We start from the raw sequence: 26,938 nt of genomic DNA on the forward strand, positions 1-26,938 counted from the left end.
AACATGTTAGGGTCTTCAATAAATGTTATAGGGGCAACTGACTCTCACGCACGATTGGGAAACATCAACAAATCAACATTAAGTTCCTGATTTTTAACGCTGCGCAAATACGTCTCCGGCGCGTAATATTTCCGTATCATTTGTGCATTTACAGTAATCTTTATACGCAGAATTTCGGCAGGTTGATGCAAAATGTTCGAAGTTTTAGAAACACTTCACAGTCTATATTAGGATCAATTCTAAATTTCTGTTTTCGCCTGAAAAACACTTCGTTAAGTTTTATTTCCTTTTTGAAGAAATGTAGTTTTGAAATTGACACTACTTTTTTTCGATGGACCGGCAGCGGATGTTTCGCAAAACTTTCACTCTTACTGACTTCCAGCTCAGGCGCTTGCAGGAACTGAGCGAGCTGGATATGATGGATATGGAAGAACATATCCGAAAGGCCGTGGATGCCTACATCAAGGCACAGAATTTCGAACTGAGGGTGCCTGCACAGAAAGATATCGTTGCCAAAATCAAAAAGCGACAGGATGACGCGACCATTTCGCGCGCATTTTGGGTGAATGGCAATGTTGATAAATTTGAATTCTCCGCGCTGATCCTTAATGCGCCTGCCAAATCGGGTATGGATAAAGGCCGGATCTCCAAACTGGCTATCTGGGACCCGGCCGTGAAAAAGAAGACCGATAATCTCATCGCCTCCTGCATCATGAACTACGACCGCGGCTGGGATATCCGCCCCGGCAAACTGGCGCAGCCCTATTACGATAAGGTAAGAGACTTGCTGGACGAGCTCATCGCCCAGCCAAAGCTCTGACCATTAATTACATATCTACTACGGCCACTGCCACCATATTGAAGATTTCCCGCACGGTACTGCCGAGCTGCAGCACGTGTATCGGCTTTTTCATACCCATCAAAACCGGCCCGATCTTGTCGATCTGCGCAATTTCCTTCAGCAAGTTATAGGCAATGTTGGACGATGACAGGTTGGGGAAAATCAAGGTATTGGCGCCGGTTTTTCCCAGTGGAGAAAAGGGATATGACTCTTTTAGCAGGTTTAAATTAAAAGGTAAGTGCGCCTGCATTTCACCGTCCACGATCAGATCTGGGCGTTTTTCGTGTAAAATCCGCACGGCCTCCGCCATCTTAACGGCATCCTCACCTTCCGCACTGCCAAATGTAGAATAAGAAAGAAACGCGATCCGCGGCTCTACATTCAGCTTTTTCACTTCCCGCGCCGTCATCTCAGCAATTTCTACCAGTTCCTGCGCAGTTGGATTAATGTTGACCGTCGTATCGGCCAAAAAGATCGGCCCGAAGCGGCTCATGAGAATGTACATCCCAAGAATTTTATTGATACCCGCCTGGCGGCCAATTACTTGTAGAGCCGGCCGCAATGTTTGCGGGTAATTTCGGGTGAGACCGGAAATGAGTACATCTGCCTTCCCCAGCTCCACCATCACCGCACCATAATAATTCCGGTGTAGCATCAGGCCTTTGGCATCCGACAAGGTCATCCCTTTCCGCTTTCTTTTTTCGTAAAGTATTTCGGCATAGGCGTTTATATTTTTCTCCTGCCTTGCTGACCGTGGATCAATGATCGTCACGCGATCGATTGTAAGCTTGTGCTCGCTGATGATCCGGTTGATGATGATCGCATTTCCAAGTAAAATCGGGATTGCGATGCCCTGTTCCAAAACTTCCTGCACGGCGCGGAGCACGGTCAGGTTTTCACCGTCAGTAAACACGACGCGTTTTGGTTTTTGTTTGGCCTGGTTGATGATACCCCGGATCAGCGAGTTGTCCAGACCGATCCGGCTGGTCAGCTTCATATCATAATCATCCCAATCCGTAATGCTGGTACGCGCCACGCCGCTTTCCATCGCTGCAAGTGCAACGGCGGGGGCTACGGTGGTGAGCAAACGCGGGTCTGTGGGTTTTGGCAAAATGTATTTCCTGCCAAAAATCAGGTTGGTTTCCCCATAAGTCATGTTTACACTTTCAGGGACCGTCTTTTTTGCCAGCGCCGCCAGGGCTTTCACGGCTGCAAGCTTCATGGCTTCATTGATGGTCGTAGCACGCACATCCAGCGCGCCACGGAAAATGTAAGGGAAGCCCAGCACATTGTTCACCTGGTTGGGATAGTCGGAGCGGCCGGTCGCCATGATAATGTCGGGCCGTACTGCTACTGCATCTTCGTACGTAATTTCCGGGTTTGGATTCGCCATCGCGAACACAATGCAATCCGCGGCCATCGATTTCACCATATCCTGGCTCACCACATTACCTACCGACAAACCGAGAAACACGTCAGCGCCCACCAGCGCATCAGCCAGTTTCCAGTCCTCGGCAAATTTGTCCGTCACATATTTGTATTGGTTCGGAACAAGATTGGCGCGTGAAGTATGCAGCAGACCATCCTTGTCGAAAACGGTAATGTTACTTTTATCAACACCCAGCGCGACGTACAAATCGATACAGGCAATCGCCGCAGCACCTGCGCCATTTACCACGAGTCTGATCTTCGAAATATCCTTGCCCGAAAGGTCTAATGCATTTAGCAATGCTGCTGCGCTGCAAATCGCGGTGCCGTGCTGGTCGTCGTGCATAACGGGGATCGAGAGTTCTTTCCGCAGTCGTTCCTCGATTTCAAAACAAGCCGGCGCGGCAATATCTTCCAGGTTGATCGCCCCGAATGTCGGTTGCAGTATCTTGACCGTTTTTACAAAATCATCAATATTCTTCGTATCCAGCTCGATATCAAAGGCATCAATGTCTGCATAAATTTTGAATAGCAAACATTTACCTTCCATCACTGGCTTGGACGCAGCCGGACCGATGTCACCCAGACCGAGGACGGCTGTACCGTTTGTGATCACTGCGACGAGATTTCCTTTGGTGGTATAATCGTACACCTTTTCCTCGGCGGCCACAATTTCGAGACAGGGCTCGGCGACGCCGGGTGAGTACGCCAGCGACAGATCGCGCTGGTTGGAGGTTTCTTTGGTGGGTTTTACTTCTATTTTTCCGGGACGGCCTTTGGCGTGGTACCAGAGCGCATCCTCTTTTAATTTTTGCGAATTCATTTGGTCAGTTTTTCAAGGCAGGTTCAACTGGTGACCCCGCCGTACAGGCCCTAAAATAACTGACTTGTGCGCTTATAATCTAAATTTTTCCTACTCTAATATTTTGGAAAGGAAAAATACAACCAGAAATGAGGTGATACCCATCATCACAGTGGCCACGGAATATACGCGCAGCATGGTCTTCATATCCATCCCCGAAAACTTGGCGATCACCCAGAAATAGGCATCATTGGCATGCGAAACCATCATGGAGCCCGCGCCCATCGATAAGATACACAGCAGCGGCCCGCTACCAGTTGCCAATCCGAGGGCGGGCAACAAAGGCTGTACGATAGAAGATGCGGTGATGATCGCGACCGTGGAAGATCCCTGGGCGGTTTTTAACAAAGAAGTAAGCAAAAAAGGAAAAAAGATACCCAGGCTCCCCAAAGCCAGCGAGGCGCTGAGATGGTCCCCAATTTTGGTTGCTGCCAGTACCGCACCGAATGCCCCGCCGGCACCGATGATGACCAGAATACCACCCGCTTTTTCGGCTGCGTCCTGCAATAAGTGGCTTACCGCATCGCGCGTCCAGGAACGCTGGCCGGCAAACGCGAGCAAAACGCCGATGGACAAGGCGATTACGGGATCACCGATAGAAAGTAAACTGTTGACAAAACCTTCGGCCGGTGCATTTTCGACCAGTAAAAAGGATTTTAAACCAATAAGAATAATAGGCACGATCACTGGCAGGAAGGATTTCAAAACCGATGGGCGGACTACATTCACCTGCTGCTCCTCGACATTTTCAGCAAAAACAGGCGTTTTGCTACCCGCATATTTTGCCCAGAAGTAACCCACGATCGCCGACGGGATCGCCACCGCAATACCTACCAAAATCAGTTTTCCAAAATCGACTCCAATAATGCCCGCCGAAGCTGCCGCGCCCGGATGCGGCGGGATGAGGCAATGTACCGAATACAAGCCGGTAGCCAGCGAAGTGGCCATCACCGCCACCGAAATACCCGTCCGCCGCGCCAGTGACTGGTTCAGTCCGCTGAGAACGATATAACCCGAGTCGCAAAAGATGGGCAGGCCAATAATAAAACCGGTCACGCTCATTGCCAGCGGCGCGCGCTTCTCTCCTACCTTGCCGAGAATGTAATTCGCCATCACGCTGGTGCTGCCGGTATGTTCCAGCACCACGCCCAATGTCGTCCCGAGGACGATCAGCAGGCCCAGGGATTTCATAATGTTGCCAAAACCTTCTTTCGTAGCCGTGATCACCTCACTCACAGGCATTTGTACGCCCAACCCGACAATAAAACACGAGATAATCAGTGCAAAAAACGCGTGTACCTTGTAGCGGGCCGTCAGCAATACAATCGCCGCGATGCCGATCAGCAGACATACGAGCAGGTAGATAAAAGAATGTTGCATGTATTTTTCTTTGAAAAAATCTGAAATAATCCAAGTACAAAATGCGCGGCGGATACTATATAAAGTAATACCGATCATTTCTACTATGAAACCCGCGTTTCTTTTCCTGCTCAACTTTCTTGCATTCCAATCCCTCGCCCAGCAAACCGACCAGATTGAAAAAGCCATGCGGCCCTTTTGGGAAGGCAAAACCATGTACAACGAGTCGGTGATGATGATTTCGAAAGATGGCGGCGCGCCTGAGGCGAAATTGCTTTTTAAACCCAAACAAATACTTTCCGTGACCGACGCAGGCCTGCAAACGACCTATGTGAAAGGCGTGGACTGGGATTATAAAGATGACAAACTGGTGCTTCTGCCGGGTTCCAAGGCAGTTTCTATGAAGTATACCGAGCTCTATCCAGATTCTGCCAAGAAGAGTTTTCCCAAACGCGGCGGCGGAAAAGTGCTCTTTGCGGAAGGCGCTTTTTTCCACAACAAACAATTGGCGGTGACTTATACGCACGGTAAAAATGAGTGGGAAGGATTGAAGCCGGTTTTTCAAAAGGATAACCTGACGGTCGCACTGGATTTGCTAAAACAGAAAAAACCGATGCGCATTTTGCTTTTCGGCGACAGCATTTCGGAGGGTGCCAATGCCAGCGGGCAGTCCAATGCAGCGCCCAACCTGCCTACCTGGGGCACATTGATCGTGGAAAAATTGAAAAGCTACTACCAGACCAACATTGAATTTACGAACACCGCAGTAGGCGGCAAAAACTCGGATTGGGGCCGAGAAACTGTGGAGGAAAATGTGAATGCGTACAGCCCTGACCTGGTAATCATTGCATTTGGTATGAACGATGGTACCGGCAAAATGACCGCCGCAAAGTTCAAAGACAACATTCAGGCGATGATCAAAAGTATTAAAGCCAAAAAGCCGGACACCGAATTCATCCTCGTCTCAACCATGCTCCCCAACCCTGAATCGATGTTTCTCGGCACCCAGCCCGAGTACACGCAGGTTTTACAGGAACTGACCGAAAAAGGCATCGTACTTGTAGATATGACGGCCGTCCACCGCGAACTTTTAAAACACAAATCCTACGAAGACCTGACCGGCAACAACATTAACCACCCGAACGATTTTCTGATCCGGTGGTATGCGCAGGAGATTGCAGGCGTGCTGATGCCTTAAAAATGTTGATTTTAAATCGCTTACAGATAGAGTTTCACCATCTCCCGCCAGTACCTCGGCCGGTGGGCTTCTTCGCCCCAAATGTAAAGTTGGTGGTTTATGCCAATGTAATTGAGTGAGGAGCTGAGCTGCTGGTTATCAGGCAAAAAAGAATCTTCTTCGCCGATGACGAGGGTAATGTCCAGCTTCTTCAACTGATCGAGCAGCTTTTCGTCCGAGATACTGGGGACGAAGCGATTAGGCATGTTGTAGTAAATGTTATCGTCAAAATACCCGTCGAAAAGATCGGCGAAAAAGGGAAGCGGCCGCGTAAGATCATAGCGGGCGCTCATACCCACGATTTTATTAAAAACCGTCGGATGTTTCAGGCCAATGTTAACGGCGTGGTAACCGCCCAGGCTGCACCCCGCGGCGATCAAGCCTCTGGTTTTGTTCTGTTTCCTGATAAATGGCACCACCTCGTTGAGAATGTAGCGCTCATATTGTATATGCCTAATGATCCGCTGCGGCGGGGGGTTGTCGGAGTAAAAACTTTCCTGGTCCACGCTGTCCACGCAGTAAACCTGGATTTCGCCGGTAAGTATCTTGTCACGCATCGCATCCACCACACGCCAGTTTTCCATGTCGTAAAAGTGTGCCGACCTCGTGGGAAAAAAGATCACCGGCACACCGCGGCTGCCGAACACCAGCAACTCCATATCCCGGTTGAGGGATGGGCTGAACCATTTGTGATATTGTCGTTCCATAGACAAACCTGGTAGTCTTAGTGGCTGAATGTCAATCCCAAACTTTCCCTGATCACGTTTTTCCAAAGCGCATATCCGGCCGGGCTCAGGTGCAGGCCGTCCTGCTCAAAAAGGTTTTTAGACGGAGCTCCCTGCTCGTCCAGCATACCGGGAAAAATATCGATATAATGCTGGTTCGGGTCCGTGTCAATCACTTCGCGGATCAGCCGGTTGGTCATTTTGATCTGCGCAATGATCTCCCACCTTTGCAAACTGGGTTTAATGCTGATAAAATAACAAGGTATATCCCCAAATTTGTCCCGGATCCTGGCGACGAGCTGCCGATAAAAAAGGCATACCTCCTCAGGCTGGGAACCATCGCCCAGGTCATTGTCGCCAGCATAGATCACGATGGTTTTGGCGGAATTGACCGGCGCCACGATGCGGTCGAAAAACCAGGCGCAGGCTGCGATCGTGGAGCCGCCGAACCCAAGATTTACCGGTTTGATATCCGCAAAATCCGTATATAATGTATTCCAAAGCGTCATACTCGAACTTCCGTAGAAGATCGTCTCCGGCTGGTAATCCAATTTACCCGCCTCTTTTTCCACACGTTGCACCTCGTCTTCGTACCAATTCATGCCTGTCTGAGATTATTTCCCGGTTTGTGTTTTAAAAAAACCAGGATCTTAAATGAAAGTTACAACCCTAATGTTATCAGGTTATTAAGAAAGTTATTCCACGGGCGAAAAACACCAGATCCTCTTTTTAAAATGCCATTAAAAAAATAAAGCCTCTTCTCAGAGGCTTGGGTCACTTAAAGCTAAACTTCACATTCCGGTACTTCGGAAGTTTTACCTGCTCCTTTAATTTCTTAAAAGACTCGATCGGCCCTTCCGCTGCGAATGCATTAACTGCCCAGGCCGGGATACTGCCGCCAGGATCGGTATGGAGCCAGTACTGGATTTTCGATTTTCCGGGGCTTAAAGGCGAGACGACCCAATGTCCTTTTGAATCACTGACACGGACAATGCCTTTTTTCTCCGGCACCATACCGCTCACGACTGGCCCTTCAATGGTAATAACCTTGCTCACAGGATTTTGCGAGGCTTTTACATGAGCCACAAAATCCCGGTTATCCAACGGCCAAGGCAAATCGATCTCCGAATGATAGTACATTTCCGTCGGCGAAACCTTGCGGATCATGGTGCAGCTCTTGGTTTTATAAACCCAGTCGGTGCCACCTTCCACATCCAGCAGCAGCGCAGCCACCTGCATCAGCGGCACATCCACCACACATTCGACCCGCAAAGCCTTAATTTTAGACCCCGGCACTTCCTGCGAGTAAACCGTAATTTCCTCTTTTTTGGTAACCAGCTTCCAATTATCCTGAGCGAAGGCTTCGGACAAGCTCAGCAAAAGCAAAAAGCAACAAAGTAATCCGGAAAATTTAAATTGATTGTAACAGGAGTTTTTAGACATAATCGCGGTCTCTCCCGCCGTCCAGTTAATGATAGGATTTTCCTTTTCAAGACAACTCAAAACCAAGTTACCCCCAGGGTGTTATTAACTGGAACGAATGAAATTAAGTTTTACGCTTTTTTGCAGCGACCATAAATTCACGGCAACTTCATCCCGCAGCCCCCGATAATGCGTATATTGAAGCATGAAAACAGTCAAAGAAAAACATGCTTTGCTGATGCGCTGGACGCACTGGGTCAATTTTCCGGTGCTGGCGATTATGATATGGAGCGGGCTGCTGATTTATTGGGCCAATGGCGTTTACACGATCAGCATTTTCGGGTACACGGTCTTCAAGTTTTTCCCAAAAGAATTTTACAAATATTTTGACCTGGGCCGGCACCTTGCCGAGGGGATGGCATTCCACTTTTTCTTTATGTGGTTTTTTGCCATAAATGGGCTTTTATATATCCTTTACACGGTTTTCTCCGGTGCCTGGCGCGAGTTGGTACCACAAAAGAAATCCTTCCGCGAAGCCTGGGAAGTGGTATTGCACGACCTCCATATCCGCAATACACTTCCCCCGCAAAACAAATACAATGCTGCACAAAGGATCGCTTATACCGCCATCATTATCATGGGTTTCGGCTCGCTGGTAACTGGCCTTGCAATCTACAAACCGGTGCAGTTTCACTGGATTACCTCGCTTTGCGGAGGTTATCATTTCGCGAGAATCCTGCATTTCGCTTTGACAATCGGATATGTGCTGTTTTTTGTGATCCACATTGTGCAGGTCGTGCTGGCCGGATGGAACAATTTCCGCTCGGTGATATCCGGGTTTGAAATTGTGCAGGTAATGTCTGCGACTAACACGCCCAACATTTACCCAACACCGCATTCCGACGCAGCTGGCTGTGATGATGAACCTGAAAATAACCCAACCGAAGCCTGATGGAAAACCAGAAATCAGCCGAAGAAATCGAGGAAGAGAAGCTGGACCGAAAGCTGAACCGGCGGAATTTCCTGTCATTCGCAACTTTCGCTGCCGTTGGCGCAGCAGCAGTTGGCGGGTGGAAATGGTTGTATCATGCTGACATTGAGCCGCGTAAAATCACAGGTTTTACCAGAGAACCACTTCGCGATGTGTTGAACAAAAACGAAACATTGTTCCGGAAGTTTTTTAGTCATGATCATTTGGTCAAAACCTATCCTAAATCGGAGGCGGTAAAAAACGTGCGGATCAATAGCCTGATCGGGCTTGAAAAAGAGGGTTTTGATGCAGATACCTGGGAGCTCAATGTGCAAAAAAGCAAAGACCAGATCCTGAAATTGAGATTGGATGATTTGAAAAAGCTTCCTAAAACAGAGATCGTTTTCGACTTTAAATGTGTGGAAGGCTGGGACCAGATACAACATTGGGGCGGCGTGAAATTTGCAGATTTCATGGCGCATTATCAGCTTCATAACCAGGCGAAAATGGAATACGTCGGCATGAAAACGCCGAATTCGAAATATTACATTGGAATGGATATGGAAAGCGCGCTGCATCCTCAAACCATTCTGGCCTACGAAATGAATGGTCGGCCGCTCACAATCGAGCATGGCGCGCCGCTGCGACTGATTGTCCCGGTGAAATACGGGATTAAAAATCTGAAAAGGATCGGGACGATTTCTTTTAGCAACGAGCGCCCGCCGGATTTCTGGGCAAGGCTGGGTTATGACTATTACTCCGGTTTGTAAAACCCTGAATTACTGCACCGTATACCCGCCATCAATCACAATCGCCTGGCCGGTAATGCCCGGCGCCTGGCCGCCGCACAGAAACACCGCGCAGTTGGCAATTTCCTCAGTCGTGATCAGCCTTTTCTGCGGCACCAGCGGGTAAATGACTTCTTCCAAAATCTTGTCTTCGGTAATGTTCCGCGTTTTCGCGAGGTCCCGGAACTGGTTCCTGACCAGGGCCGTATCCACGTACCCGGGGCAAATCGCATTGACCGTGATCCCCCACTCCGCCCCTTCAAGCGCAGTCACTTTCGTCAACCCGTTCAGTCCGTGCTTGGCACTGTTATACGCCGCTTTTCCTGCAAAACCAATCAGCCCGTTGATCGAAGCCATATTGACGATACATCCCGAATGCTGCTTTTTCATGATTGGAAAAACATGCTTGATCGCCATAAATGGAGCCGTCAGCATTACTTTGACCATTAATTCAAATTTCTCCACCGGAAAATCCTCCACCAGCGAAACATGCTGCAAACCCGCATTATTGATCAGAATGTCAATCCTTCCATATTCTTTTTCAGCGAAATCAATCACGGATTTCAATGCTTCCTCACTGGTCACATTACATTCCTTACCGGTCACCTGAAAACCTTTTTCTCGCAAAATCGAAGCCTGCTCCTCTGCCTTCGCACCATTCACATCGGTCAAAAGCACACGCGCTCCAAGCTCCGCAAATTTCGAGGCGATTGCCAGCCCGATGCCCGAGGCGGCACCGGTGATAATGAGGACTTTATCTTTCATGGTATTGGTCAGTTACGATCGAGGGACAAAGCGACATTTTTACCATGCACTTCCAGCATGTTAAACAAACCTTCCGTTTTCGGCTGCACGGGCTTTCCGTTGATCTGCCAGTTTTTGTACTTATTCTTCGGAAAAGCAATTAAGACCTTCCAGCTTTCTTTCGTCTGCGTCAAATTCCACTGCTCCGAGCTGCCTGATTTTTTAAAAACAACATCAATCTCATTGTCCCCCACAACCACATTCTCCAAACTCGCCTCATTCCATTCCGAAGGCATTTGGGGCTGGAAGCGGATCATTTGCTTCGAAGCCTGCGGTTTAATGCCGAAAAATTGCTGCACGATCGGCACGGCGTAGCTATACACATTCCATGCCTGCGCGATCATCCCGTAGTCGGGCGAAACTTCGTAGATCGAGCCGGGGAGTGCGAAGCTGAATGATTTGGTCATGCGTTTCAAATAGCCCAGCGCGGCGTCGGGCTGGCCGTAGTTGTTTTCTGAAATGGCCAAAACGCCCGTCGGCAATGTCATTACCGCACCGGTATAAGTGAAAACCTTGTTGTTACCCGCTACCGAACTTTCATCTTTCCCGGCCGACTCATCGCGGTCGATGCCGGTAACAAATGCGCCAAAAGGATTTACAAATTTTGAAGCCGTTTTCAATGCCGCCAATGCTTTCGCAGAATCAGCGATCCCGGTTTCCATCGGGGTGTTGACAACCCAGTTGTGATGCACCACGAAACCTTGTTTTGCAGAAAGATTTTTACTGATAATGTCCGCTTTGGCAGCTTTCAATTCCGCTACGGCCCAGGGCTTTTTCAATGTATCGGCCCGAACAATCGCATCGTCGATCAGGCTTGTCGCTTGCTTTGGTGTACCGATAAAATCGGCAAAAGAATTACTTTCCGCTACCCAGAAATCTTTGTTAATCAATGTCCTGAGCTTATCAGCATTGTTTTGATATTGTTTTGCCAATGTTTGATCACCCATTTCCGCCGCCAGAAATGCAGCGTCGGCAAACGCTTTCTGCGTGTAGGCGGCCACGTCCGTCATCTCGCTGTTCATCCCGTGGATTTCCATCATACCAAAACCGTCCGGCAGCAGGTTACCATCCTTATCATTTTCTTTGAGCAGCCACGCGAGCCCTTTTTTGATGACGGGAAAATATTTTTTGAGAAAATTCTTGTCGCCAGTCCACGAGTACACCGTCGCGATCAAAGATGCGAATTGCGGCGTTTCGTTGATGTTGCCTGGATTGTAAACTGCACCATTTGTAGAAGCTTCGTGCACAATCCGGCCATTTCCGTTGGTCTTTTCAGACAATTTATCCAGCACCGCAATCGTACTCAAAACCGCCTCCGTCTGCCCCGTCGCGATCAAACCTCTCAATGCATATTCACTATCCGCACCAAACCACCACGGATAATCCGGCGCGCCCGCCGACAAGCCGCGGCCAAATGCCGGCACATCGCGCATCAGCCAGTCCGTATCGTATTTCACCCACCGGAATGTTTGTTCCAGATTTTTATCCGGGATCGCAAGCTTGGTTTTCTCTGCCAAAGCTGCGTAGCGCTGTTTCTTGGTTTCCAGCAACTTAGCAGCATTCTTCTGTACTTCTGCAAATGTCTCCTTTGCCTTTTCGGCAGAAACATAAGAACCCGAAATTGTGATTGGCAGCAAGACAGTTTCGCCTGCCGGAATGTCAAGCGAATACCCGATCGAAGCCGTAATACCTTTTCCTTTAGGCCGATAATCACATGAAATGCTGCCTTTCGCGTGTTTTTCAGGTTTGATATTAGAACCGAATGTGACGTACCAATCATTCAAACTATCCTTTACCATCCAGCTTTGGCTGCTTTCATCCCAGCTCGCAATGTCCTGGCCATCAATCATATTTGTCCGCTCGCCCAGCCATACCGGCCGCAGGTCGCTGTAACCATTGAAATCGAATGTGATTTTCTGGTCCGTTTCCCCGGTATTGGTAAATGCAAATTCCAGCGCGACGGCCTCTTTTCCATCAGGTACAAATTGCGTCCGCTCGATCACCAGGTCTTTCAAACCCGTTTTAAAAACATGCTTGTTGGCAAAAGGAAAATTGGTGAAAGTATCCGCCTTCATGAGGCAAACCGACTGATTATCTGAGGTTACCGTCGCCACAAAACCATCCATTAGCTTCACCGGATGGTCCCAGATCCCGCCCATTTCACCCGTCACATGCCAGCCGAGTTCCGGAAATGCCCCGTCCTGCGTACCCACCATGTATACCCGGTCGCCAGCGGTAATGTAGGGCGTGTTCATGTAAACCGATTTTCCGTTAATGTGCTCGACGTCAGTCAGTAGCTTTTGAAAACCTTCCTGATTTTCGGCTTTTTTCCTGCATTGAAATAAACAGAAACCCAGCAAAAGCAACACAACAAAGCTGCGGGCGATGACCATCATTTCAGCATTTATTTTTTAACCAAAATATACTCCTGACCAGCTTCCGTTGCCAGATCAAATATTTGCTTTCCGGGGATTACCACGGAATACGCACCTGGTTGTTGCAGTTTGAAAAACGCATTGGTATTCTCGCCAGCAGCAGGTTTCAACGATTTTTTATTGGAAATTTTCAAAGCATTCGGCACCGCGACGCGGCAGTTTCCTCCCAGTTTTGAGCGCACGATCAGCTTGGTAATCTGCTTGTTGGCCCAGGTAACATCCACTTCAAAGCCGCCTCTTGCCTTCAAACCTTTCACTTCGCCGGTCGCCCACTCGTCGGGCAAAGCCGCCAGAATATTGAGCAGGCCGTCGTGGCTTTGCAGCAGCATCTCGGTGACGCCCGAGGTACCGCCAAAGTTTCCGTCGATCTGGAAAGGCGGGTGTGCATCGAAAAGGTTGGGGTAAGTACCGCCGCCATTTGTGTAGTTGGTACCCTCCATGCCGGTCAGTTTTAGCTGCTCGCGGATGAGTTTGTGGGCGTGATTACCATCCAGCAATCGCGCCCAGACATTGATTTTCCACCCCTTGCTCCAACCTGTACCGCCGTCGCCGCGCAGCTCCATCGTTTTCCGCGCAGCCTGTGCAAATTTGGGTGAATAAAGCGGCGAAATCTGACGCCCGGGAAATAACCCAAACAAATGTGAAATGTGCCGGTGCTCAGGCTCCGCCTCGTCAAAATCCTTGTACCATTCCTGCAAATTGCCTTTTTTGCCGACTTGGAGCGGGAGTAATTTGCTTCTTTTTTCGATCAATAATTTCCTGAATTCCGCATCCGTACCCAGCTTTTCCGACGCCTCGATCAGGTTTGTAAACAAGTCCCAGATTATCGACATATCCATCGTAGTCGCCACCGAGACGGTGCCTTTGTTTCCTTTTGAATCAATAAAAACATTCTCCGGCGTGGTCGCGGGCGAAGTTACCAGGTTGCCGTTTTTATCCGGAATCAGCCAGTCGATACAGAATTCTGCGGCCGATTTCATCGTCGGATAGGCAGTTTTGGTCAAAAATTCCTTGTCGCCCGTGAACTGGTAATGTTCCCACAAATGCTGGCAAAGCCACGCGCCGCCCATCGGCCAGTTAGCCCACGACGGACTACCGCTCACGGGATTGGTCGTCGCCCAGATATCCGAGTTATGGTGTAAAACCCAGCCTTTTGCATTGTAAAAATTCTTCGCGGTTTCGGTCCCGGTCACTTTCATTTTCCCGATAATATCCAACAGCGGGCCGTGCAGTTCCGATAAATTCGCAGTTTCCACCATCCAGTAATTCATCTGGGTGTTGATGTTGGTGGTATAATTGCTGCTCCAAGGCGGACGCAGCTCGTGGTTCCAGATACCCTGCAAGTTCGCCGGGATGCCGCCCGGACGTGAGCTGCAAATCAGCAGGTAGCGGCCAAACTGAAAATAAAGCGCTTCTAGGGCCGGATCTTTCGCGCCTTCCGTATAATTTTTCAAGCGCTCGTCCATCGGCTTGTCCGCAGCAGGGTTATCGTTCAAAACCAATGTAGTACGGTTGAAAAACTGGTGATAATCCTTGATATGGTCCGCCTTCAATGTCTCAAAACTTTTCGCGACCGCAGGTTTCAGATATTGCTCCACCAGCATTACCTCATCTTTTCCATCCTTGTCCGGACATTTATCAAAACCATTAAAACTTGTCGCGGTAGAAAGCAGCAACGTGACGTCGCTGGCATTGGTAATGTGTACGCCAGCGGTATCCGTTTTCACCTCACCGTCAGACTCTTTCACTTTTAAACGCAACTCAAACCGCATCCCCTTGCATTGCGCCGGATCATTGTAAACCAGCGGAATTTCCATCGTTTGCATATAGCTTGGATCGGTGTGCAGCGGCGCCTGGCCTTTCATCGCCAGCTGGTCATTTGCGATCACGACATTCTTGTAAACCAGTTGGCTATTCGTAGAGGCTGTAAAGTTCAGCGCGCCTTTTTTACCGGCTTTCAACCTGATAACCATGATTTGATCCGGTGCAGAAATAAAAATCTCTCGGCTGTATTCCACGCCATCGACGGTGAATGTGGTAGTTGAAAGTGCATCCGAAATGTCCAGCTCGCGACGGTAGGCACTAGGTGTTCCCTTCAAATCCTGTTTAATCGACAAATCGCCCAGCGGCTCGTAAGATTCTGTAAATAAGCCTTGTATCTTGCTCGTCAGCTGCTCGGCCAGTTTGTAGTCTTCATTTTCCAAGGCTTTGCGCACTTCCGGCAGATATTTCGCGACACCCGGATTCGGATTAGTATTCGCCGGCCCGCCCGACCAAAGTGATTCCTCATTCAACTGAATCAGCTCCTCATTAACACGCCCGAAAACCATCGCCCCGATCCGCCCATTCCCGACCGGCAAAGCTTCATTCCAGTTGCGGGCAGGTTGCTTGTACCAAAGTTTAAGTCCCTGCTGGGCAAAGGTTTGATTTGAAAAAATGAAAAAAATAGCGGCGAGCGCGAGCACATGCACACAGCGTTTTGTAGACAGGATCATCGTTTTTATTTAAGGTATTTATTTAAAAGGCAAAGCGCGTTTTTCCAATTGTTGGTTTCTAAAAAATTCAATTTCCCCCTCGCCCATCCAGTTCACTTCCTGGAAAACATCCAGCAATTCGGTCACATTATCAATGTTGCGTTTATTTAGTGAGCGGATGACGTCGCCCTTTTTCAGACCGGCGCGGGCCAGAATGCTGCTTTCGGCTGCGTTTTCCAGCACTACCCCTTTTTCGTCCGGCAAACCATAAGCCGAGCGGTCACCCAAACCATTCACATTCCGCAATTTCCCACCCAACCAGCTGATTTCCTTCGCAGCTTGTCCATCGTCCAGCACATTCAATTTCGGCAGCGGAACCTTCGCAGCCTTGGCCTTTAATTCAGGAGATACCACGCCAAACTGATCCATCGGAAAGTTCACAAAACCGACTTTCAGCGCCGGGCCACCCGGTTTTACCTGATAATTTCCGCTCTCCGCATCCACAAACATCGGGTCACCAGCAAGGCTGTGCGCATCGGTTTTGTTAGCCTGCGACTTTTCAAGCCCATTTTGATCAGGAAAAAGATTATAGTCCACTTCTTCACCCCATGATTTTATTTGAATCGGGAAATAAGGTTTTGTCACAATGTTCTTTCTGAAAACATCCCCGCTTTCGGCAAACCAGACGTGCGGGTGAAAAGAATTATTGATCATAATGTTGTTCTCCACAATCCGCTTGAAACCTTCACGCAATTTCAAGCCACCATTGAGGCATACATTGTTGTAAATGTGATAGTTACTGCTGCCATCGTCGAGATCAATGTCCCAGCCGTGGTCGCAGCGGAAGCGGTTGTTGCGGATGATAATGGTTTTTCCGGCGTCCAGCAAAATGAGTTCGGGATGCGCGGCGGCGAGTTTGTCCATCACTTCGCGGTCGGGGTGCCAGTAGCGGTCGCGGCCCCAGGAATTGAACGAGCCGTGATCGCCGGTTTCCTGCACGGTATTGAAAACATCATTGAACTCAATGATATGCCCGCCCCAGGTACCCTCGCTCACATTGATGCCCGAGCGGGGAATGTTGTAAATCGTGTTGTGGCTCACGGTAATGTCCATGCTCATCGAAATCTGCACGCCCGCCACCTGCTTCTCCACCTGCCCGAGGCCTTGCATCAGATTGTCATATACCTTACAGTCAGCAGGATAGTTGTTCGTTTTCGGCCCCGGCGTCTTGTCCAGTTTTTCATAAGCCACCGATTCATGGTATTCAAAACTTGGTGAGCGCACCGCCGCAGGATCGCCCACAAAGCACACCGCACTGGCGCCAATGTTATCAAAATGACAACCTGAAACTTCGCTTTTTCTATTGTAATTACTGAAAAACACCCCATTTCCTCCGACCGCGTTGAAGTAACATCTATTGACCGAAACCTGCTCGGTACCTTCCAAAACCACCGCCCCGCCGCGGTAAATCGCCCAGTCGCTTCTTAGCAGCGGCTCTTTGGTGTCCATAAAAGTGCGGAGCGTATGAGCAAACTCAAAGCCTTCGAGGTGAATGTTGCGGACCGGACTGGTGGCTGTCCCGCGGAATTCAAAAAGATGTTTGATCTGGGGAGAAAGTATTTTCGCCGTTTTCAGGTCAATGTTGGCGGGCGGATATAGGTAAAGCGTTTTTGTTTTTTTATCAAAAAACCACTCACCCGGCGCGTCCAGCTCTTCCAGCACATTCTCGATGAAGCGGTATTTATCATGCATCCCCATCTGCCGGTTGTTCTGATAACCGCCTTCGAGCTGCAAGGTATCGGCACTTTTGCCTTTCACAACATAATGATAATCACCCCACTCATGCTTGTGCAGCGCATGAATGTAAGCGCCCTCGGGATTTTTCCAAGATTTGATTTTTGACGGCGAAAGTACATCTGCGGCATACCCGCCAAAGTGGCTGGCGGTAGAATCATAATTGGGATACCGCGCCATCCGGAGCTTTTGACCATCAATAAAAAGTTGGTCAAAAAGGAAATTGCCCGCGACAGTCGCTTTTTGAATGTTACCCTTATAAACCGACCATTTTACAGGAATTTCAGCAGCCCCGCTAATCACGACTTTTTCGCCGGGAAAAGCTTTAAAAGTAGCTTCCTGACCCGCCCGACGGGAATCTTGCGGCGTGAAAATGATGGGTTTGGACAAAAAATAAGAGCCGGCCCGCAGGAATACGGTCACCGGCTCATGGATATTTCTGATCTTGATTTGCGCGGCTGAAATGGTTGCCAACGGCTTTTCCTTCGTCCCCGGATTTTGATCACTTCCTGTTTTCGACACATAAATGTCGGCCGAAAATGCAGTGGCAGGCAGTGTGAGCAGTATTGCCAAAAGCCGGCACTGGGCAAATCGGAGCAGGAAACATTTCATTGGCTTCAACGGTAACCGGGTCGGGATGCTGTTATAAGCCAAATATGCGCGTATTATTTAATGTTTTTGGAAAAAAATTTCAGCGCTCGCACCAAATCAAATCAATCTTCGAGCTGAAAAACAATCTCCGTCTGCCACTTTTCGGGATTTGGTTCAAGGGTCGGATCAACCAGATAAACCTCCGTGCGGCTGCCCCAGCAAGCGGTACCTTCAATCGTTTCCCGTTTTTCCTTCAAGCCCTGCGCTTCAATCCAGCTTTCGAGCGCCTTGTGTGCCTCCATCATGTATTTAAAATCGCCGGTGTAAACGAGCGACGCATAATTTCCAGCCGGAAATGCGCCAGCCTGCACATATTCGTCTCCTTCCACCGCCCGCGCCACCGGAAAACCGGCTTCACATTCAAGTTCATTTTGCGGATCAATGGATTTATACAGAAAAAAATCATAACCCGCCGGTTCAATCTTCCTTTGGTCCATCCACTGCTTCACTTCGGGAATCAGCGGCGGCAAAGCATTCGGAATGTCGAACATGTGCACCTTTTTACGGATCGCGAGATAAGGCCTTTCGGGGCGAAATTCAGTTTTAGGTTCAGAAAGCATAAGTGTTGTTAATGTTGTTGATGATCAAAATTAACAAGTGAAATTTCCACCGGGCGGGTGCGATTGCGACAAATTCGGCGGGAAAATGCGACAAGCTACACCTTTGGCTCCCAGCCTTTTTCATACTCCCGCGACCACAACTTCTGCGCATCCTTATCCCCAATAATATGTCCGTTTTTCGGATCGATTTTCAGATCGCGGCCTACGCGCCAGGCAATGTTGCCGAGCTGCATTGCTACCACGCTTTTAAAGCCCAGCTCGACGTCGCAATTCGGCTTACGGTTGTTTCTGATCGCGTCCAGAAAGTCAGCGACGTGCATATTGTCCATCCCGAGGCTCGGGCTGGCGGTGTTGCGACCCTGCATTACTTCTTCTCCTTCGCCGGATTTTACTTCTTTGGTCAGTTTGCCGTCGAGGTCGTACACTTTATAGTTGTCGCCGCCGGTGTCCAAACTGCCGTTTTCCCCATAAAAAATAATCCCGCGGTCCGCCCCCTCGATCTTGCGGCCATTTGAACTTCTTGACTCCCACATTAACGAAATCCTGCCCGGATAATCCATCGTGATAATCTGCGTGTCAGGCGTTTCCCAGTCATCTTTAAACTCATATCTACCACCTACCGAGCTGACGCGCGTCGGGAAATCGACATTCAAACCCCAGCGCGCTACGTCTACTTCATGGGTACCATTATTCAGCGCCTCGCCGGTGCCCCAGTGCCAGAACCAGTGCCAGTCGTAATGTATCAAACCATCTTTGTAAGGCATACGCGGAGCGGGACCTTGCCAAAGCTCATAATCCAGCCAGCTCGGCACGGTGCCTGGTTTCAGATACGTGGCTTTACGTTTGTTGGTATACCAGGTTTTGGCCAGGTACACCCGGCCGATGATTCCCTGGTGCAGCGCCTCGATGCCTTTGGTCAATGTTGGCGCAGAGCGACGCTGGGCACCCATTTGTACTACTCTTTTATATTTTCTGGCGGCTTCCACAGCCATTTCGCCTTCTCTTGGGTTGTGGCTCAGCGGTTTTTCTACATATACATGCTTGCCTGCCTGGCAGCCCATAATTGTCAGTGGCGCGTGCCAGTGATCGGGCGTCGCAATGTAAATCGCGTCGATGTTTTTGTCTTCCAAAACTTTCCGGCAATCCTTTTCTGATTTCGGCGTCGCTACCTGCTTTGCTTTCATCACGGTTTCGATGGCTTTGGGTATGGCGCGCTCGTCCACGTCGCAGATAGTAGCTACCTCCGCATTTTTCTGGCTGGCAAATGTGCCCGACATGCCGTTACCGCGGCTGTTGACGCCGATCGTCGCGACGCGGATCAAATCGTTGGCACCGATGATACGGTTGTAACTTTTAGGACTGAATGTGGGTAAGCCGCCGAGTGTCGGCCCAGCCAATGCTGCACCCAGCGAGCCAGCTGCTGCTTTTTTTATAAAATCACGTCGATTTTGCATGGAAGTTTTTGTCAGGATTTTGAATGTAAAATTTAGAAGGTGCCCCGGCAATGCTTTTACCTGCCCGAAAACAAAAAAGGAAACAACCGGTCGCCCGGTGTTTCCTTCGTCTGGGGTTTAGGAATAATAGTCTTTAAGGTCTTTTCAATGCCTGGGCGGCGGCTTATTTCAATGAAACATCGGCTTCTTTGGCCAGAAAATCAGCGTTTTCCTCGGCAAGTCCGGCGGTTTTCCAGGTAAGTAAAGCATCATCCGGCACTACTTCAATCGGCGTGATGCTCGCTGACGCTGAGGACGATTCGTTATAACCAATGTTGGTCGAGCGGTTGTAGCAGGAGATCATCGACCAGCGCGGCCTGTCGGACAAATTGGCCTCGGAGCGGTGCAGAATATTGCTGTGAAAATAGAGAATATCCCCGGCTTCCAGCTCCACAAAAACATGCTCCATCGTCTTCAAAGCCAGATCCACATAACGCTGCGATGCACCCACCTGCTCACCGGAAAAGCCATGCTCGACGCGGCCAATTTTGTGTGAACCTTTGATAACCTGCAGACAACCATTTTCCTGGTTCGCATCTGTGATCGCCACCATGACCGACATCATCTGGTCGGGATAAAGAAATTCATTTTTATACCAGTAACCATAATCCTGATGCCACTCCCAGGCACCGCCCACGCGCGGCTCTTTCTGCATCAGTTTGGAATGATAGTGGCAAACCGAATGCGCATCATCGTCCTCGGCGCGGTCCAGAAGCTGATCCACCGCATTGACCAGCGTTTCGCCGCGGGTCAGCAGGCCGTACACATCATCACCCGGCTTGTACCAGAGCGACAGCTTACTACGTTTGCCGCTGCTGTCATTCACATTGATGGCATGCTTGCTCACCGCCGCGTCCTCGATCGCAATCTGATAAAGTCTCGAAATTTCTTCCTGATCGTAAAAACCTTTGGCGATAAAATAACCGTCTCGGTGATACTGCGCGATTTGTTCCGGGGTGAGTGCTTGCTTTGCCATAAATGCTACATTGTATTATTACGTTTCAAAATTCAGTTATTCCAAGAATAAACAAATGAACGATTTTACTGTAAACATGGATTATTTTACCTTTGGCAAAAGTCTTCTTCTTAACATTAACTTAATATGTCCGTCAAGAAAAGCAGGGGCTTCGAAGGCGAGCTGATCATTGAAATCCCCAAAGTTGCAGCTACACATTGCGAGGCGCTGCCTTTAATTTCATCGCTTTATCTTTCGCGTATCGGATTCTATCCCAAGGCTTTATACCATTATTACCAGCGTCCGGCAGGTATCTCCCAAGCCATTTTTTTATATTGTACCGACGGAAAAGGCTGGATCACGATCCGTGGCGAAACCTTCACGGTACAGGCCGGCGAAGTGTTTATTATTCCAACTGACATCCCGCATTCGTACGGCGCCGATGCCAAAAATCCATGGAGTATTTATTGGCTGCACCTGGTTGGGAAGAACGCGAATGACGCTGCTTTAACGATTATGGAAGCTGAAAATGGCATGCTGCGCCCGGTGCAAGTCGGGCTTTCGGAGGAGCGGAATGTTTTGTTTAAAAGAATTTGCACAACATTGCTCAAAGGGTACAGTGCCTCTAACCTGCTTTTCGCAAACCTCACGCTAGCTTACTATCTGTCCACATTCATCGCCAGCGAGCAGTTTAACCGCCAAAATGCGCTTCCTGCCCAGGAAAACGCCGTCGACCGGTCGATCAGGTACATGCAGGAAAATTTGTCGACCGCAATCACACTGGATAATATTGCCCAATCGGCCCATCTTTCGGTGTCGTTTTTTTCAAGAAAATTCAAACAGGAAACCGGGTATGCGCCGATCGAATATTTCAATCATTTGCGCATTCAGAAGGCTTGCCAGCTGCTGCATTTCAGCGAGCTGCGGATCAATGAGGTTGCCTCCCAGATCGGAATTGACGATCCATTTTATTTTTCAAGATTATTCAAACAGCAGATGGGGATTTCGCCGGTGCTGTACCGGAAAAACCGCGGGGCAGAAACCGGGATCTGAAACTATAAGTATCTCCTTTTCAGCAGGTTCATCATGAACACATTGATCTCCCACTGGTCGCCAAGCGGCATTTGGGTATAGGCTGTCACCGGCATGTAAGTCGCCGGACCGAACTCAGTCGTGACAGTCAAATCAATGTCATCCTTGCGGTGACGCTTCACCACCCGGTCCCACCAGTTGAGGTGCGCCTGCAAGGTTGTGGCCCACTCGGGCGCACGGGGATCATTCACCTGCGGGCCTTCCGGGTGGCCTACGCGGCTGTGAATGTGTACAGTATGCGCAATTGCCAGCGCCACTTCCTCCTCCTGATCGTCCAGCAAACATTCGTGCACATTGCACCAGTGTGAAATGTCGAGAGTGATTTTCAGGTCGGGAATTTTTGTAAGATAATCGGCAGTGATATGCGCCGCGAAAAGACTTTTCCCTCGATGGGTTTCGTGGATAATGCTGATCCCCGATTCTTCGGAAAGTGCTTTTGCAAGATCGAAAAGCCTTTTATTTTGATCAAAACTAAAATAATCCTTACCAGTCTGGCAGTTGATAAAAACCGGTTTGGCGTCGATCAGGTTGCGAAGGTATTTTTCGTAGTTGGCTGCGTGCTGATTGATATCTTTCTCGAAAGACTGCCAATACTGCCCGATCAGTTCCAGGTTATGGTCAGCCAGCGCATCCAGGATTACCGCTTTTTCTGTTGGGTCAAAAGGCAGTGCCATCTCTACCCCGTCATATCCGGCGGCTTTTACTTTTTTACAAAAAAGAGGAAAAGGAAGCGTATTCCCCCACTCCGGCGCGTAGAATTTGATCTTCATAAAAAACTGACTTTAACCCGATGATGTACCGGATTAAAGTCAGTTTGTCGTGAATGTTACCCTTGTCTAGTAGGTCAGACTTTTCAGATAAGCCATCGTTTGCGGCACCTGGGTGGCGTAGCTCGGACTTTCGTCTTCTATATAATAATGTTCGATGCCCGATTTTTTCGCGGCTTTCAAAATCGCCGGAATGTCCAGCTGGCCGGTGCCGAGCGCTACATCATTGGTCACCGGCGTGCCGCCCGAGAGATTTCCTTCCACGCCTTTGCGCAGGTCTTTCATGTGCATCAGCTTGTAGCGTTTTGGATATTTGGTAAGCAGCCCGGCCGGATCGCCGCCAGGGAAAAACGCCCACAAAACATCGAGCTCGAAGCTGACGTATTTCGGATCGGTTTTCTGGATAATGTAATCCATCAAGGTGCCGTCTTCATATTTCTCAAATTCATAGCCGTGGTTGTGGTAGCAGAATGTGAGGCCAAACTCGTCTTTTAGTTTTTTTCCAATTGTATTAAAATCTTCCACTGTTTTTTGCGCCATTTCGAGGGTAAAAGGTCCTTTGTGCGGTACCCAGGCCACGCGGACAAATTTGGCGCCCAGCGTTTTGGCATTCTGTCCTACCTCCTGCGTTTTTTCCAGCGCATCACCATACTGCACCCCGAAAGACGAACATTTGATACCCCGCTCATCGAGCATTTGCCGCAGCTCGGCAGCCGTTTTTCTAAACAAACTTGAAAATTCAATGTCGGTGATCCCCAGACTTTTCAATGTATCCAGCGTCGCAGCGGGATCTTTGGAAAAACTGGCGCGGTAGGTATAGGAAACCATACCAGGAGTTTGCGGGAAAAGGGGCTTGCCTTTTTGCGCGAAGAGTTCATGGGTAGTTGTGGAGAGAAGAAATGTCAGGAACAGCAGAATTCTGGATCTCATAGTCAGTACTTGGTTGGGTTGCTTTTGATATACATAAAGACGAGACAGAGCGCTTTTCTCCCTGAGTTGCACAACTGCGGATGAAAATCACAAGGCTGGGTCTCGGTTTAAATGTGGCTTTTTGGAGGTTTTGAGGGCATGTCTACCTTTTGTATACCTCGCTTCCGGGGAGGTTGACCTTTTGTGTACCCTCAAAAATTGCCGCAGCTTTTTATCCGCCCTACGTTTGCATTGCCTTCCGGAACAAAGCGCTTTGGGCTGGTCGGCGAAAAAATTTGCACCATTTTAAAATCAAACTTTTACATCTGTTACCATGAAAAATTTAATGAAAAGTGCCCTGTTTTTACTGATCGGACTGAGCGCCTGCCAGAAAGAAAATGTTGAACCGACCACAGATCCCCGGCAGGCAAACGAAGCTGGTTTAAGGGAATCAGCATTGCCGTCGACCGCACCTAAAAACTACAAATTGGTCCAGGAAAGCAATGCGAAGCTTTCTTATGATGAGAGCGGCCGCGTGTCAAAACTCATTTTTGAAGCAGCCCACCGCGGCGCGATCGGGACGACGGGTACTTATGTGGTTTACAAATATGGCGCGCACCAGGTTTCGTCTGTCATGTACTATAACAATTCAGTTTATCAGCGCTCAACTTACCTGCTCGATGGTGCCGGACGCTGCTACGAATCCAATCAGTTTGACTACGAAAGCGCTGGTGGAAATGCTTATGTAGAGAAAGAAAGCAGCTTTACTTACCAATACAATGCGACCGGCCGCCTGATCAGCCGGACCAACAAGCTGGCTGCCACTGAAAAAACAACATTCGGCTGGAATGCTGCCGGCGATATGACCAAAATCACGGGCACCGATTTCAGCGGCGGAAGGGCGTACCTCCCGACAAAAGCCAACTCCACACTCTATTACGACCAGCCTACCGGCGATCCGATTTTGGACAACACACTGGCTGTCAACGAAGAGGCTTTCAGCTTACCGGATCGTTACCTGCCGATTTTCGGGAAGAAAAGTTTGCACCTCGTAAAAATGAGTTCCTACCAGCCTACCCAATATGCCACTTATTTCAATTACACATTGAACGCGGACGGCTACCCGACCAAAAGAGATACCTACGAAGTGACCGGCGCCAAACTGGTCGAAAGCAACACTTACGGCTATTTGGTGACAAACATCGGTCTTCATTTATAAGTAGAATGACTTCCTGCTAAACGCATGAGGTAAAAATATTGAAGCGCTAGTAGAAAAAAAGGGCGACTGTATTATCTTTCAATCCCGATGGATTGCAAGTATGTCACAGTCGCCCTTTTATGAATCCCTCTCCAAAATACATTAACCCGATACTGGCGAAAATTACCGCCGGCACCGGTGAAATGGGTGAAATTATCCGCTCTTACAACTGGGCTACATCCTCGGTGGGACCGGTCGATAGCTGGCCGCAAAGTCTCAAAACGGCCCTCAGCATTATCCTGCACTCCAAATTCCCGATGTTTTTATTTTGGGGAAAACATTTAACCTGCTTTTACAATGACGCCTACCGGCCCAGCTTAGGCGATAACGGAAAACATCCGTCGGCGCTGGGGATGCCCGGAGAAGAGGTATGGCCGGAAACCTGGGCGGACATCAAACCGCTCATCGACAGTGTATTGGCCGGAGAGGGTGGTACGTGGAGCGAAAACCAGTTGCTGCCGATTTTCCGGAACGGCCGGATGGAAGATGTATACTGGACATTCAGTTACAGCCCAGTGGCCGACGAATCTGGTAAGCCGTGTGCGGTTTTTGTGACCTGTACCGAAACTACCGGAATGGTGAAAACAATGACCGAACTCAAAGAGAGCAAAAATCTCCTTGAATTTGCAATCGATGCCACGGAGCTCGGGGTGTGGGACTATAATCCAAGGACCAATAAATTTACCGGCAATGTTCGCCTGAAAGAATGGTTTGGCTTATCGCCGGTTTGCGAGATCGACCTTTCGCACGCGATAGAGGTGATGGCAAAAAAGGACCAGCAGCGCGTCACCAAGGCCATCAGTGATGCACTGGTGTATGAATTGGGTGGGAAGTATGACATTGAATATACCATCATCCACCCGGCGACCGGGTTTGAAAGAATGGTCCGCGCTAAGGGAAAGGTCTGGTTTACGGAGGATCATGAAGCATATCGCTTCAACGGAACCTTGCAGGATGTTACCGAGCAGGTTGCGGCACAGGCCCAGCTGGAAGAAATTGCCGAAAAAATGCAGCTGGCCATCAATGCGGGTAACCTCGGCAGCTATGAACTGATTTTTGAAACCGGCGAAATAGTCGCTACGCCCCAGTACAAGCTTCACCTGGGCATGGCAACTACCGAGCCGCTCACATTTACAAAGCTCGTTTCGCTTATTCTCCCGCTCGACCAGGAAAAGGTGCAGCGGGCAGTGCAGACAGCTGTTGACCAGCATACCACTTTCCATGCAGACTACCGGGTTACGGCCTCCGACGGGTCGATCAGATGGGTGCGGGCGGCGGGAAATCCGGTGTATGACGACCAGGACCGGGCTGTCAAAATGGTAGGGGTGACGCTGGACATTACGGAACAAAACGAGTTTGCGGAGGCATTGAGCAAGCAGGTCAACGAGCGGACGGTGGAGTTGCAAAGGTCTAATGATGATCTGATGCAGTTTGCCCACGTCACCAGCCACGACCTGAAAGAGCCGATCCGCAAGATCCGCATTTTCGCAGGACGCATCCAGAATGAGCTGAGTGCGGTTTTACCGGAAAAAGGACTCCGGTATCTGGAAAAAATTCAGCACGCATCGTCGCGGGTGATGCAGATGATCGAGGGTATCCTGACTTACTCGGAGGTAAATGCAACCAAGCCTGAAATTGAAAAAATTGACCTGAATAAGGTGATTGAGGATGTGGAAACGGATCTTGAACTCATGATCCACGAAAAAAAGGCGACGATCAGGAAAGTGGTTTTGCCTGAAATAGAGGGTACGCGCGTGCTGCTCTACCAGCTTTTTTACAACATTATGAACAACGCGCTGAAATTTTCAAAGGAAAACGAAAACGCGGAGATCGGCATTACTTTTCAGTATCTGGGCGATCGCGTACCAGCGGTTGAGATCGCTGTCGCCGACAACGGTATCGGCTTCGATAATGAATACCAGTCGCGGATATTTACTACTTTTGCGCGACTCAATTCCAAAGATAGCTACGAAGGTTCGGGGCTGGGACTGGCGCTTTGCAAGAAGATCGTGGAACGACACCACGGTACGATCAGAGCCAGCGGACAGCCGGGAGAAGGATCGGTTTTTCACATTACATTGCCGCTGGTGCAGGGTTAGCGGGGTTTTTGACAA

The 26,938-nt window shown here is 49.3% G+C and carries 21 protein-coding genes; 7 read left to right on the forward strand and 14 right to left on the reverse strand.

Annotation, left to right across the window (positions count from 1 at the left end):
• Positions 1-346 precede the first annotated feature (346 nt).
• Complete coding sequence (locus tag FEN17_RS07100; protein WP_229208717.1) at positions 347-820, forward strand: DUF7678 domain-containing protein; 474 nt, start codon at positions 347-349, stop codon at positions 818-820.
• 7 nt (positions 821-827) lie between these two features.
• Here FEN17_RS07100 and FEN17_RS07105 read toward each other — a convergent pair whose 3' ends face one another.
• Positions 828-3,092 (reverse strand): NADP-dependent malic enzyme, encoded by a 2,265-nt coding sequence (locus FEN17_RS07105; protein ID WP_138364577.1) that lies wholly within the window; start codon positions 3,090-3,092, stop codon positions 828-830.
• A 90-nt stretch (positions 3,093-3,182) separates the two neighbouring features.
• Positions 3,183-4,511, reverse strand: a complete 1,329-nt coding sequence (locus tag FEN17_RS07110; protein WP_138364578.1) for a GntP family permease — start codon at positions 4,509-4,511, stop codon at positions 3,183-3,185.
• Positions 4,512-4,596: 85 nt separating this feature from the next.
• Here FEN17_RS07110 and FEN17_RS07115 point away from each other — a divergent pair, with 85 nt between their 5' ends.
• The gene (locus FEN17_RS07115) at positions 4,597-5,688 is read left to right on the forward strand and encodes an SGNH/GDSL hydrolase family protein (protein ID WP_171037858.1); all 1,092 of its coding nucleotides are present in this window, start codon (positions 4,597-4,599) and stop codon (positions 5,686-5,688) included.
• 20 nt (positions 5,689-5,708) lie between these two features.
• On the opposite strand, the gene FEN17_RS07120 is transcribed toward FEN17_RS07115, so the two are convergent.
• The 3 genes from FEN17_RS07120 to FEN17_RS07130 form a co-directional block, all read right to left on the reverse strand.
• On the reverse strand, positions 5,709-6,434 hold the full coding sequence (locus FEN17_RS07120) for an esterase family protein (RefSeq protein ID WP_138364580.1): 726 nt from the start codon (positions 6,432-6,434) through the stop codon (positions 5,709-5,711).
• Between the two features lie 17 nt (positions 6,435-6,451).
• Positions 6,452-7,054 carry a GDSL-type esterase/lipase family protein gene (locus FEN17_RS07125; RefSeq protein WP_138364581.1) on the reverse strand — a complete coding sequence of 201 codons (603 nt, stop codon included), beginning with the start codon at positions 7,052-7,054 and terminating at the stop codon, positions 6,452-6,454.
• A gap of 172 nt (positions 7,055-7,226) precedes the next feature.
• Complete coding sequence (locus FEN17_RS07130) at positions 7,227-7,823, reverse strand: START domain-containing protein (protein ID WP_229208718.1); 597 nt, start codon at positions 7,821-7,823, stop codon at positions 7,227-7,229.
• A gap of 256 nt (positions 7,824-8,079) precedes the next feature.
• On the opposite strand from FEN17_RS07130, the gene FEN17_RS07135 reads away from it, so the two are divergent.
• Both FEN17_RS07135 and FEN17_RS07140 read left to right on the forward strand, forming a co-directional pair.
• Positions 8,080-8,826: a cytochrome b/b6 domain-containing protein gene (locus FEN17_RS07135; RefSeq protein WP_171037859.1), complete on the forward strand. Its 747-nt coding sequence runs from the start codon at positions 8,080-8,082 to the stop codon at positions 8,824-8,826.
• Positions 8,826-9,614, forward strand: a complete 789-nt coding sequence (locus FEN17_RS07140; protein ID WP_138364583.1) for a molybdopterin-dependent oxidoreductase — start codon at positions 8,826-8,828, stop codon at positions 9,612-9,614. The genes FEN17_RS07135 and FEN17_RS07140 overlap by 1 nt, the downstream gene beginning before the upstream one ends.
• Positions 9,615-9,623: 9 nt before the next feature.
• Here FEN17_RS07140 and FEN17_RS07145 read toward each other — a convergent pair whose 3' ends face one another.
• The 7 genes from FEN17_RS07145 to FEN17_RS07175 form a co-directional block, all read right to left on the reverse strand.
• The gene (locus tag FEN17_RS07145; protein ID WP_138364584.1) at positions 9,624-10,397 is read right to left on the reverse strand and encodes a 3-hydroxybutyrate dehydrogenase; all 774 of its coding nucleotides are present in this window, start codon (positions 10,395-10,397) and stop codon (positions 9,624-9,626) included.
• Positions 10,398-10,405: 8 nt separating this feature from the next.
• Positions 10,406-12,832, reverse strand: coding sequence for an alpha-L-rhamnosidase-related protein (locus FEN17_RS07150; protein WP_229208719.1), 2,427 nt, complete (start codon positions 12,830-12,832; stop codon positions 10,406-10,408).
• 8 nt (positions 12,833-12,840) lie between these two features.
• On the reverse strand, positions 12,841-15,366 hold the full coding sequence (locus tag FEN17_RS07155; protein WP_138364585.1) for a glycosyl hydrolase family 95 catalytic domain-containing protein: 2,526 nt from the start codon (positions 15,364-15,366) through the stop codon (positions 12,841-12,843).
• Between the two features lie 18 nt (positions 15,367-15,384).
• Positions 15,385-17,751, reverse strand: a complete 2,367-nt coding sequence (locus FEN17_RS07160) for a right-handed parallel beta-helix repeat-containing protein (protein ID WP_138364586.1) — start codon at positions 17,749-17,751, stop codon at positions 15,385-15,387.
• Between the two features lie 101 nt (positions 17,752-17,852).
• On the reverse strand, positions 17,853-18,350 hold the full coding sequence (locus FEN17_RS07165) for a GyrI-like domain-containing protein (protein WP_138364587.1): 498 nt from the start codon (positions 18,348-18,350) through the stop codon (positions 17,853-17,855).
• Between the two features lie 95 nt (positions 18,351-18,445).
• Complete coding sequence (locus FEN17_RS07170; RefSeq protein ID WP_138364588.1) at positions 18,446-19,804, reverse strand: Gfo/Idh/MocA family protein; 1,359 nt, start codon at positions 19,802-19,804, stop codon at positions 18,446-18,448.
• Positions 19,805-19,967: 163 nt separating this feature from the next.
• Positions 19,968-20,819, reverse strand: coding sequence for a phytanoyl-CoA dioxygenase family protein (locus tag FEN17_RS07175; protein ID WP_138364589.1), 852 nt, complete (start codon positions 20,817-20,819; stop codon positions 19,968-19,970).
• Positions 20,820-20,945: 126 nt separating this feature from the next.
• On the opposite strand from FEN17_RS07175, the gene FEN17_RS07180 reads away from it, so the two are divergent.
• The gene (locus tag FEN17_RS07180; RefSeq protein WP_138364590.1) at positions 20,946-21,851 is read left to right on the forward strand and encodes an AraC family transcriptional regulator; all 906 of its coding nucleotides are present in this window, start codon (positions 20,946-20,948) and stop codon (positions 21,849-21,851) included.
• A gap of 2 nt (positions 21,852-21,853) precedes the next feature.
• On the opposite strand, the gene FEN17_RS07185 is transcribed toward FEN17_RS07180, so the two are convergent.
• Both FEN17_RS07185 and FEN17_RS07190 read right to left on the reverse strand, forming a co-directional pair.
• On the reverse strand, positions 21,854-22,660 hold the full coding sequence (locus FEN17_RS07185; protein ID WP_138364591.1) for a sugar phosphate isomerase/epimerase family protein: 807 nt from the start codon (positions 22,658-22,660) through the stop codon (positions 21,854-21,856).
• A 66-nt stretch (positions 22,661-22,726) separates the two neighbouring features.
• A complete protein-coding gene (locus FEN17_RS07190; protein ID WP_138364592.1) occupies positions 22,727-23,587 on the reverse strand; it encodes a sugar phosphate isomerase/epimerase family protein in 861 nt (286 codons plus the stop codon).
• Between the two features lie 313 nt (positions 23,588-23,900).
• On the opposite strand from FEN17_RS07190, the gene FEN17_RS07195 reads away from it, so the two are divergent.
• Complete coding sequence (locus FEN17_RS07195; protein WP_138364593.1) at positions 23,901-24,785, forward strand: DUF4595 domain-containing protein; 885 nt, start codon at positions 23,901-23,903, stop codon at positions 24,783-24,785.
• Positions 24,786-24,904: 119 nt separating this feature from the next.
• Positions 24,905-26,923: a PAS domain-containing sensor histidine kinase gene (locus tag FEN17_RS07200; protein ID WP_229208720.1), complete on the forward strand. Its 2,019-nt coding sequence runs from the start codon at positions 24,905-24,907 to the stop codon at positions 26,921-26,923.
• The last annotated feature ends 15 nt before the right edge of the window (positions 26,924-26,938 follow it).

This window comes from Dyadobacter luticola (assembly GCF_005860805.1).
Taxonomy (GTDB): Bacteria; Bacteroidota; Bacteroidia; order Cytophagales; family Spirosomataceae; genus Dyadobacter; species Dyadobacter luticola.

What these genes read in the sequence shown, in the direction of transcription:
- FEN17_RS07195 (WP_138364593.1), top strand. Translation starts at nt 23,901, where the DNA reads ATGAAAAATTTAATGAAAAGTGCCCTGTTTTTACTGATCGGACTGAGC.
- FEN17_RS07160 (WP_138364586.1), bottom strand. Translation starts at nt 17,751, where the DNA reads ATGAAATGTTTCCTGCTCCGATTTGCCCAGTGCCGGCTTTTGGCAATA.
- FEN17_RS07135 (WP_171037859.1), top strand. Translation starts at nt 8,080, where the DNA reads ATGAAAACAGTCAAAGAAAAACATGCTTTGCTGATGCGCTGGACGCAC.
- FEN17_RS07115 (WP_171037858.1), top strand. Translation starts at nt 4,597, where the DNA reads ATGAAACCCGCGTTTCTTTTCCTGCTCAACTTTCTTGCATTCCAATCC.
- FEN17_RS07105 (WP_138364577.1), bottom strand. Translation starts at nt 3,092, where the DNA reads ATGAATTCGCAAAAATTAAAAGAGGATGCGCTCTGGTACCACGCCAAA.
- FEN17_RS07180 (WP_138364590.1), top strand. Translation starts at nt 20,946, where the DNA reads ATGTCCGTCAAGAAAAGCAGGGGCTTCGAAGGCGAGCTGATCATTGAA.
- FEN17_RS07110 (WP_138364578.1), bottom strand. Translation starts at nt 4,511, where the DNA reads ATGCAACATTCTTTTATCTACCTGCTCGTATGTCTGCTGATCGGCATC.
- FEN17_RS07150 (WP_229208719.1), bottom strand. Translation starts at nt 12,832, where the DNA reads ATGATGGTCATCGCCCGCAGCTTTGTTGTGTTGCTTTTGCTGGGTTTC.
- FEN17_RS07190 (WP_138364592.1), bottom strand. Translation starts at nt 23,587, where the DNA reads ATGAGATCCAGAATTCTGCTGTTCCTGACATTTCTTCTCTCCACAACT.
- FEN17_RS07120 (WP_138364580.1), bottom strand. Translation starts at nt 6,434, where the DNA reads ATGGAACGACAATATCACAAATGGTTCAGCCCATCCCTCAACCGGGAT.
- FEN17_RS07165 (WP_138364587.1), bottom strand. Translation starts at nt 18,350, where the DNA reads ATGCTTTCTGAACCTAAAACTGAATTTCGCCCCGAAAGGCCTTATCTC.
- FEN17_RS07185 (WP_138364591.1), bottom strand. Translation starts at nt 22,660, where the DNA reads ATGAAGATCAAATTCTACGCGCCGGAGTGGGGGAATACGCTTCCTTTT.
- FEN17_RS07175 (WP_138364589.1), bottom strand. Translation starts at nt 20,819, where the DNA reads ATGGCAAAGCAAGCACTCACCCCGGAACAAATCGCGCAGTATCACCGA.
- FEN17_RS07170 (WP_138364588.1), bottom strand. Translation starts at nt 19,804, where the DNA reads ATGCAAAATCGACGTGATTTTATAAAAAAAGCAGCAGCTGGCTCGCTG.
- FEN17_RS07155 (WP_138364585.1), bottom strand. Translation starts at nt 15,366, where the DNA reads ATGATCCTGTCTACAAAACGCTGTGTGCATGTGCTCGCGCTCGCCGCT.
- FEN17_RS07140 (WP_138364583.1), top strand. Translation starts at nt 8,826, where the DNA reads ATGGAAAACCAGAAATCAGCCGAAGAAATCGAGGAAGAGAAGCTGGAC.
- FEN17_RS07145 (WP_138364584.1), bottom strand. Translation starts at nt 10,397, where the DNA reads ATGAAAGATAAAGTCCTCATTATCACCGGTGCCGCCTCGGGCATCGGG.
- FEN17_RS07200 (WP_229208720.1), top strand. Translation starts at nt 24,905, where the DNA reads ATGAATCCCTCTCCAAAATACATTAACCCGATACTGGCGAAAATTACC.
- FEN17_RS07100 (WP_229208717.1), top strand. Translation starts at nt 347, where the DNA reads ATGTTTCGCAAAACTTTCACTCTTACTGACTTCCAGCTCAGGCGCTTG.
- FEN17_RS07125 (WP_138364581.1), bottom strand. Translation starts at nt 7,054, where the DNA reads ATGAATTGGTACGAAGACGAGGTGCAACGTGTGGAAAAAGAGGCGGGT.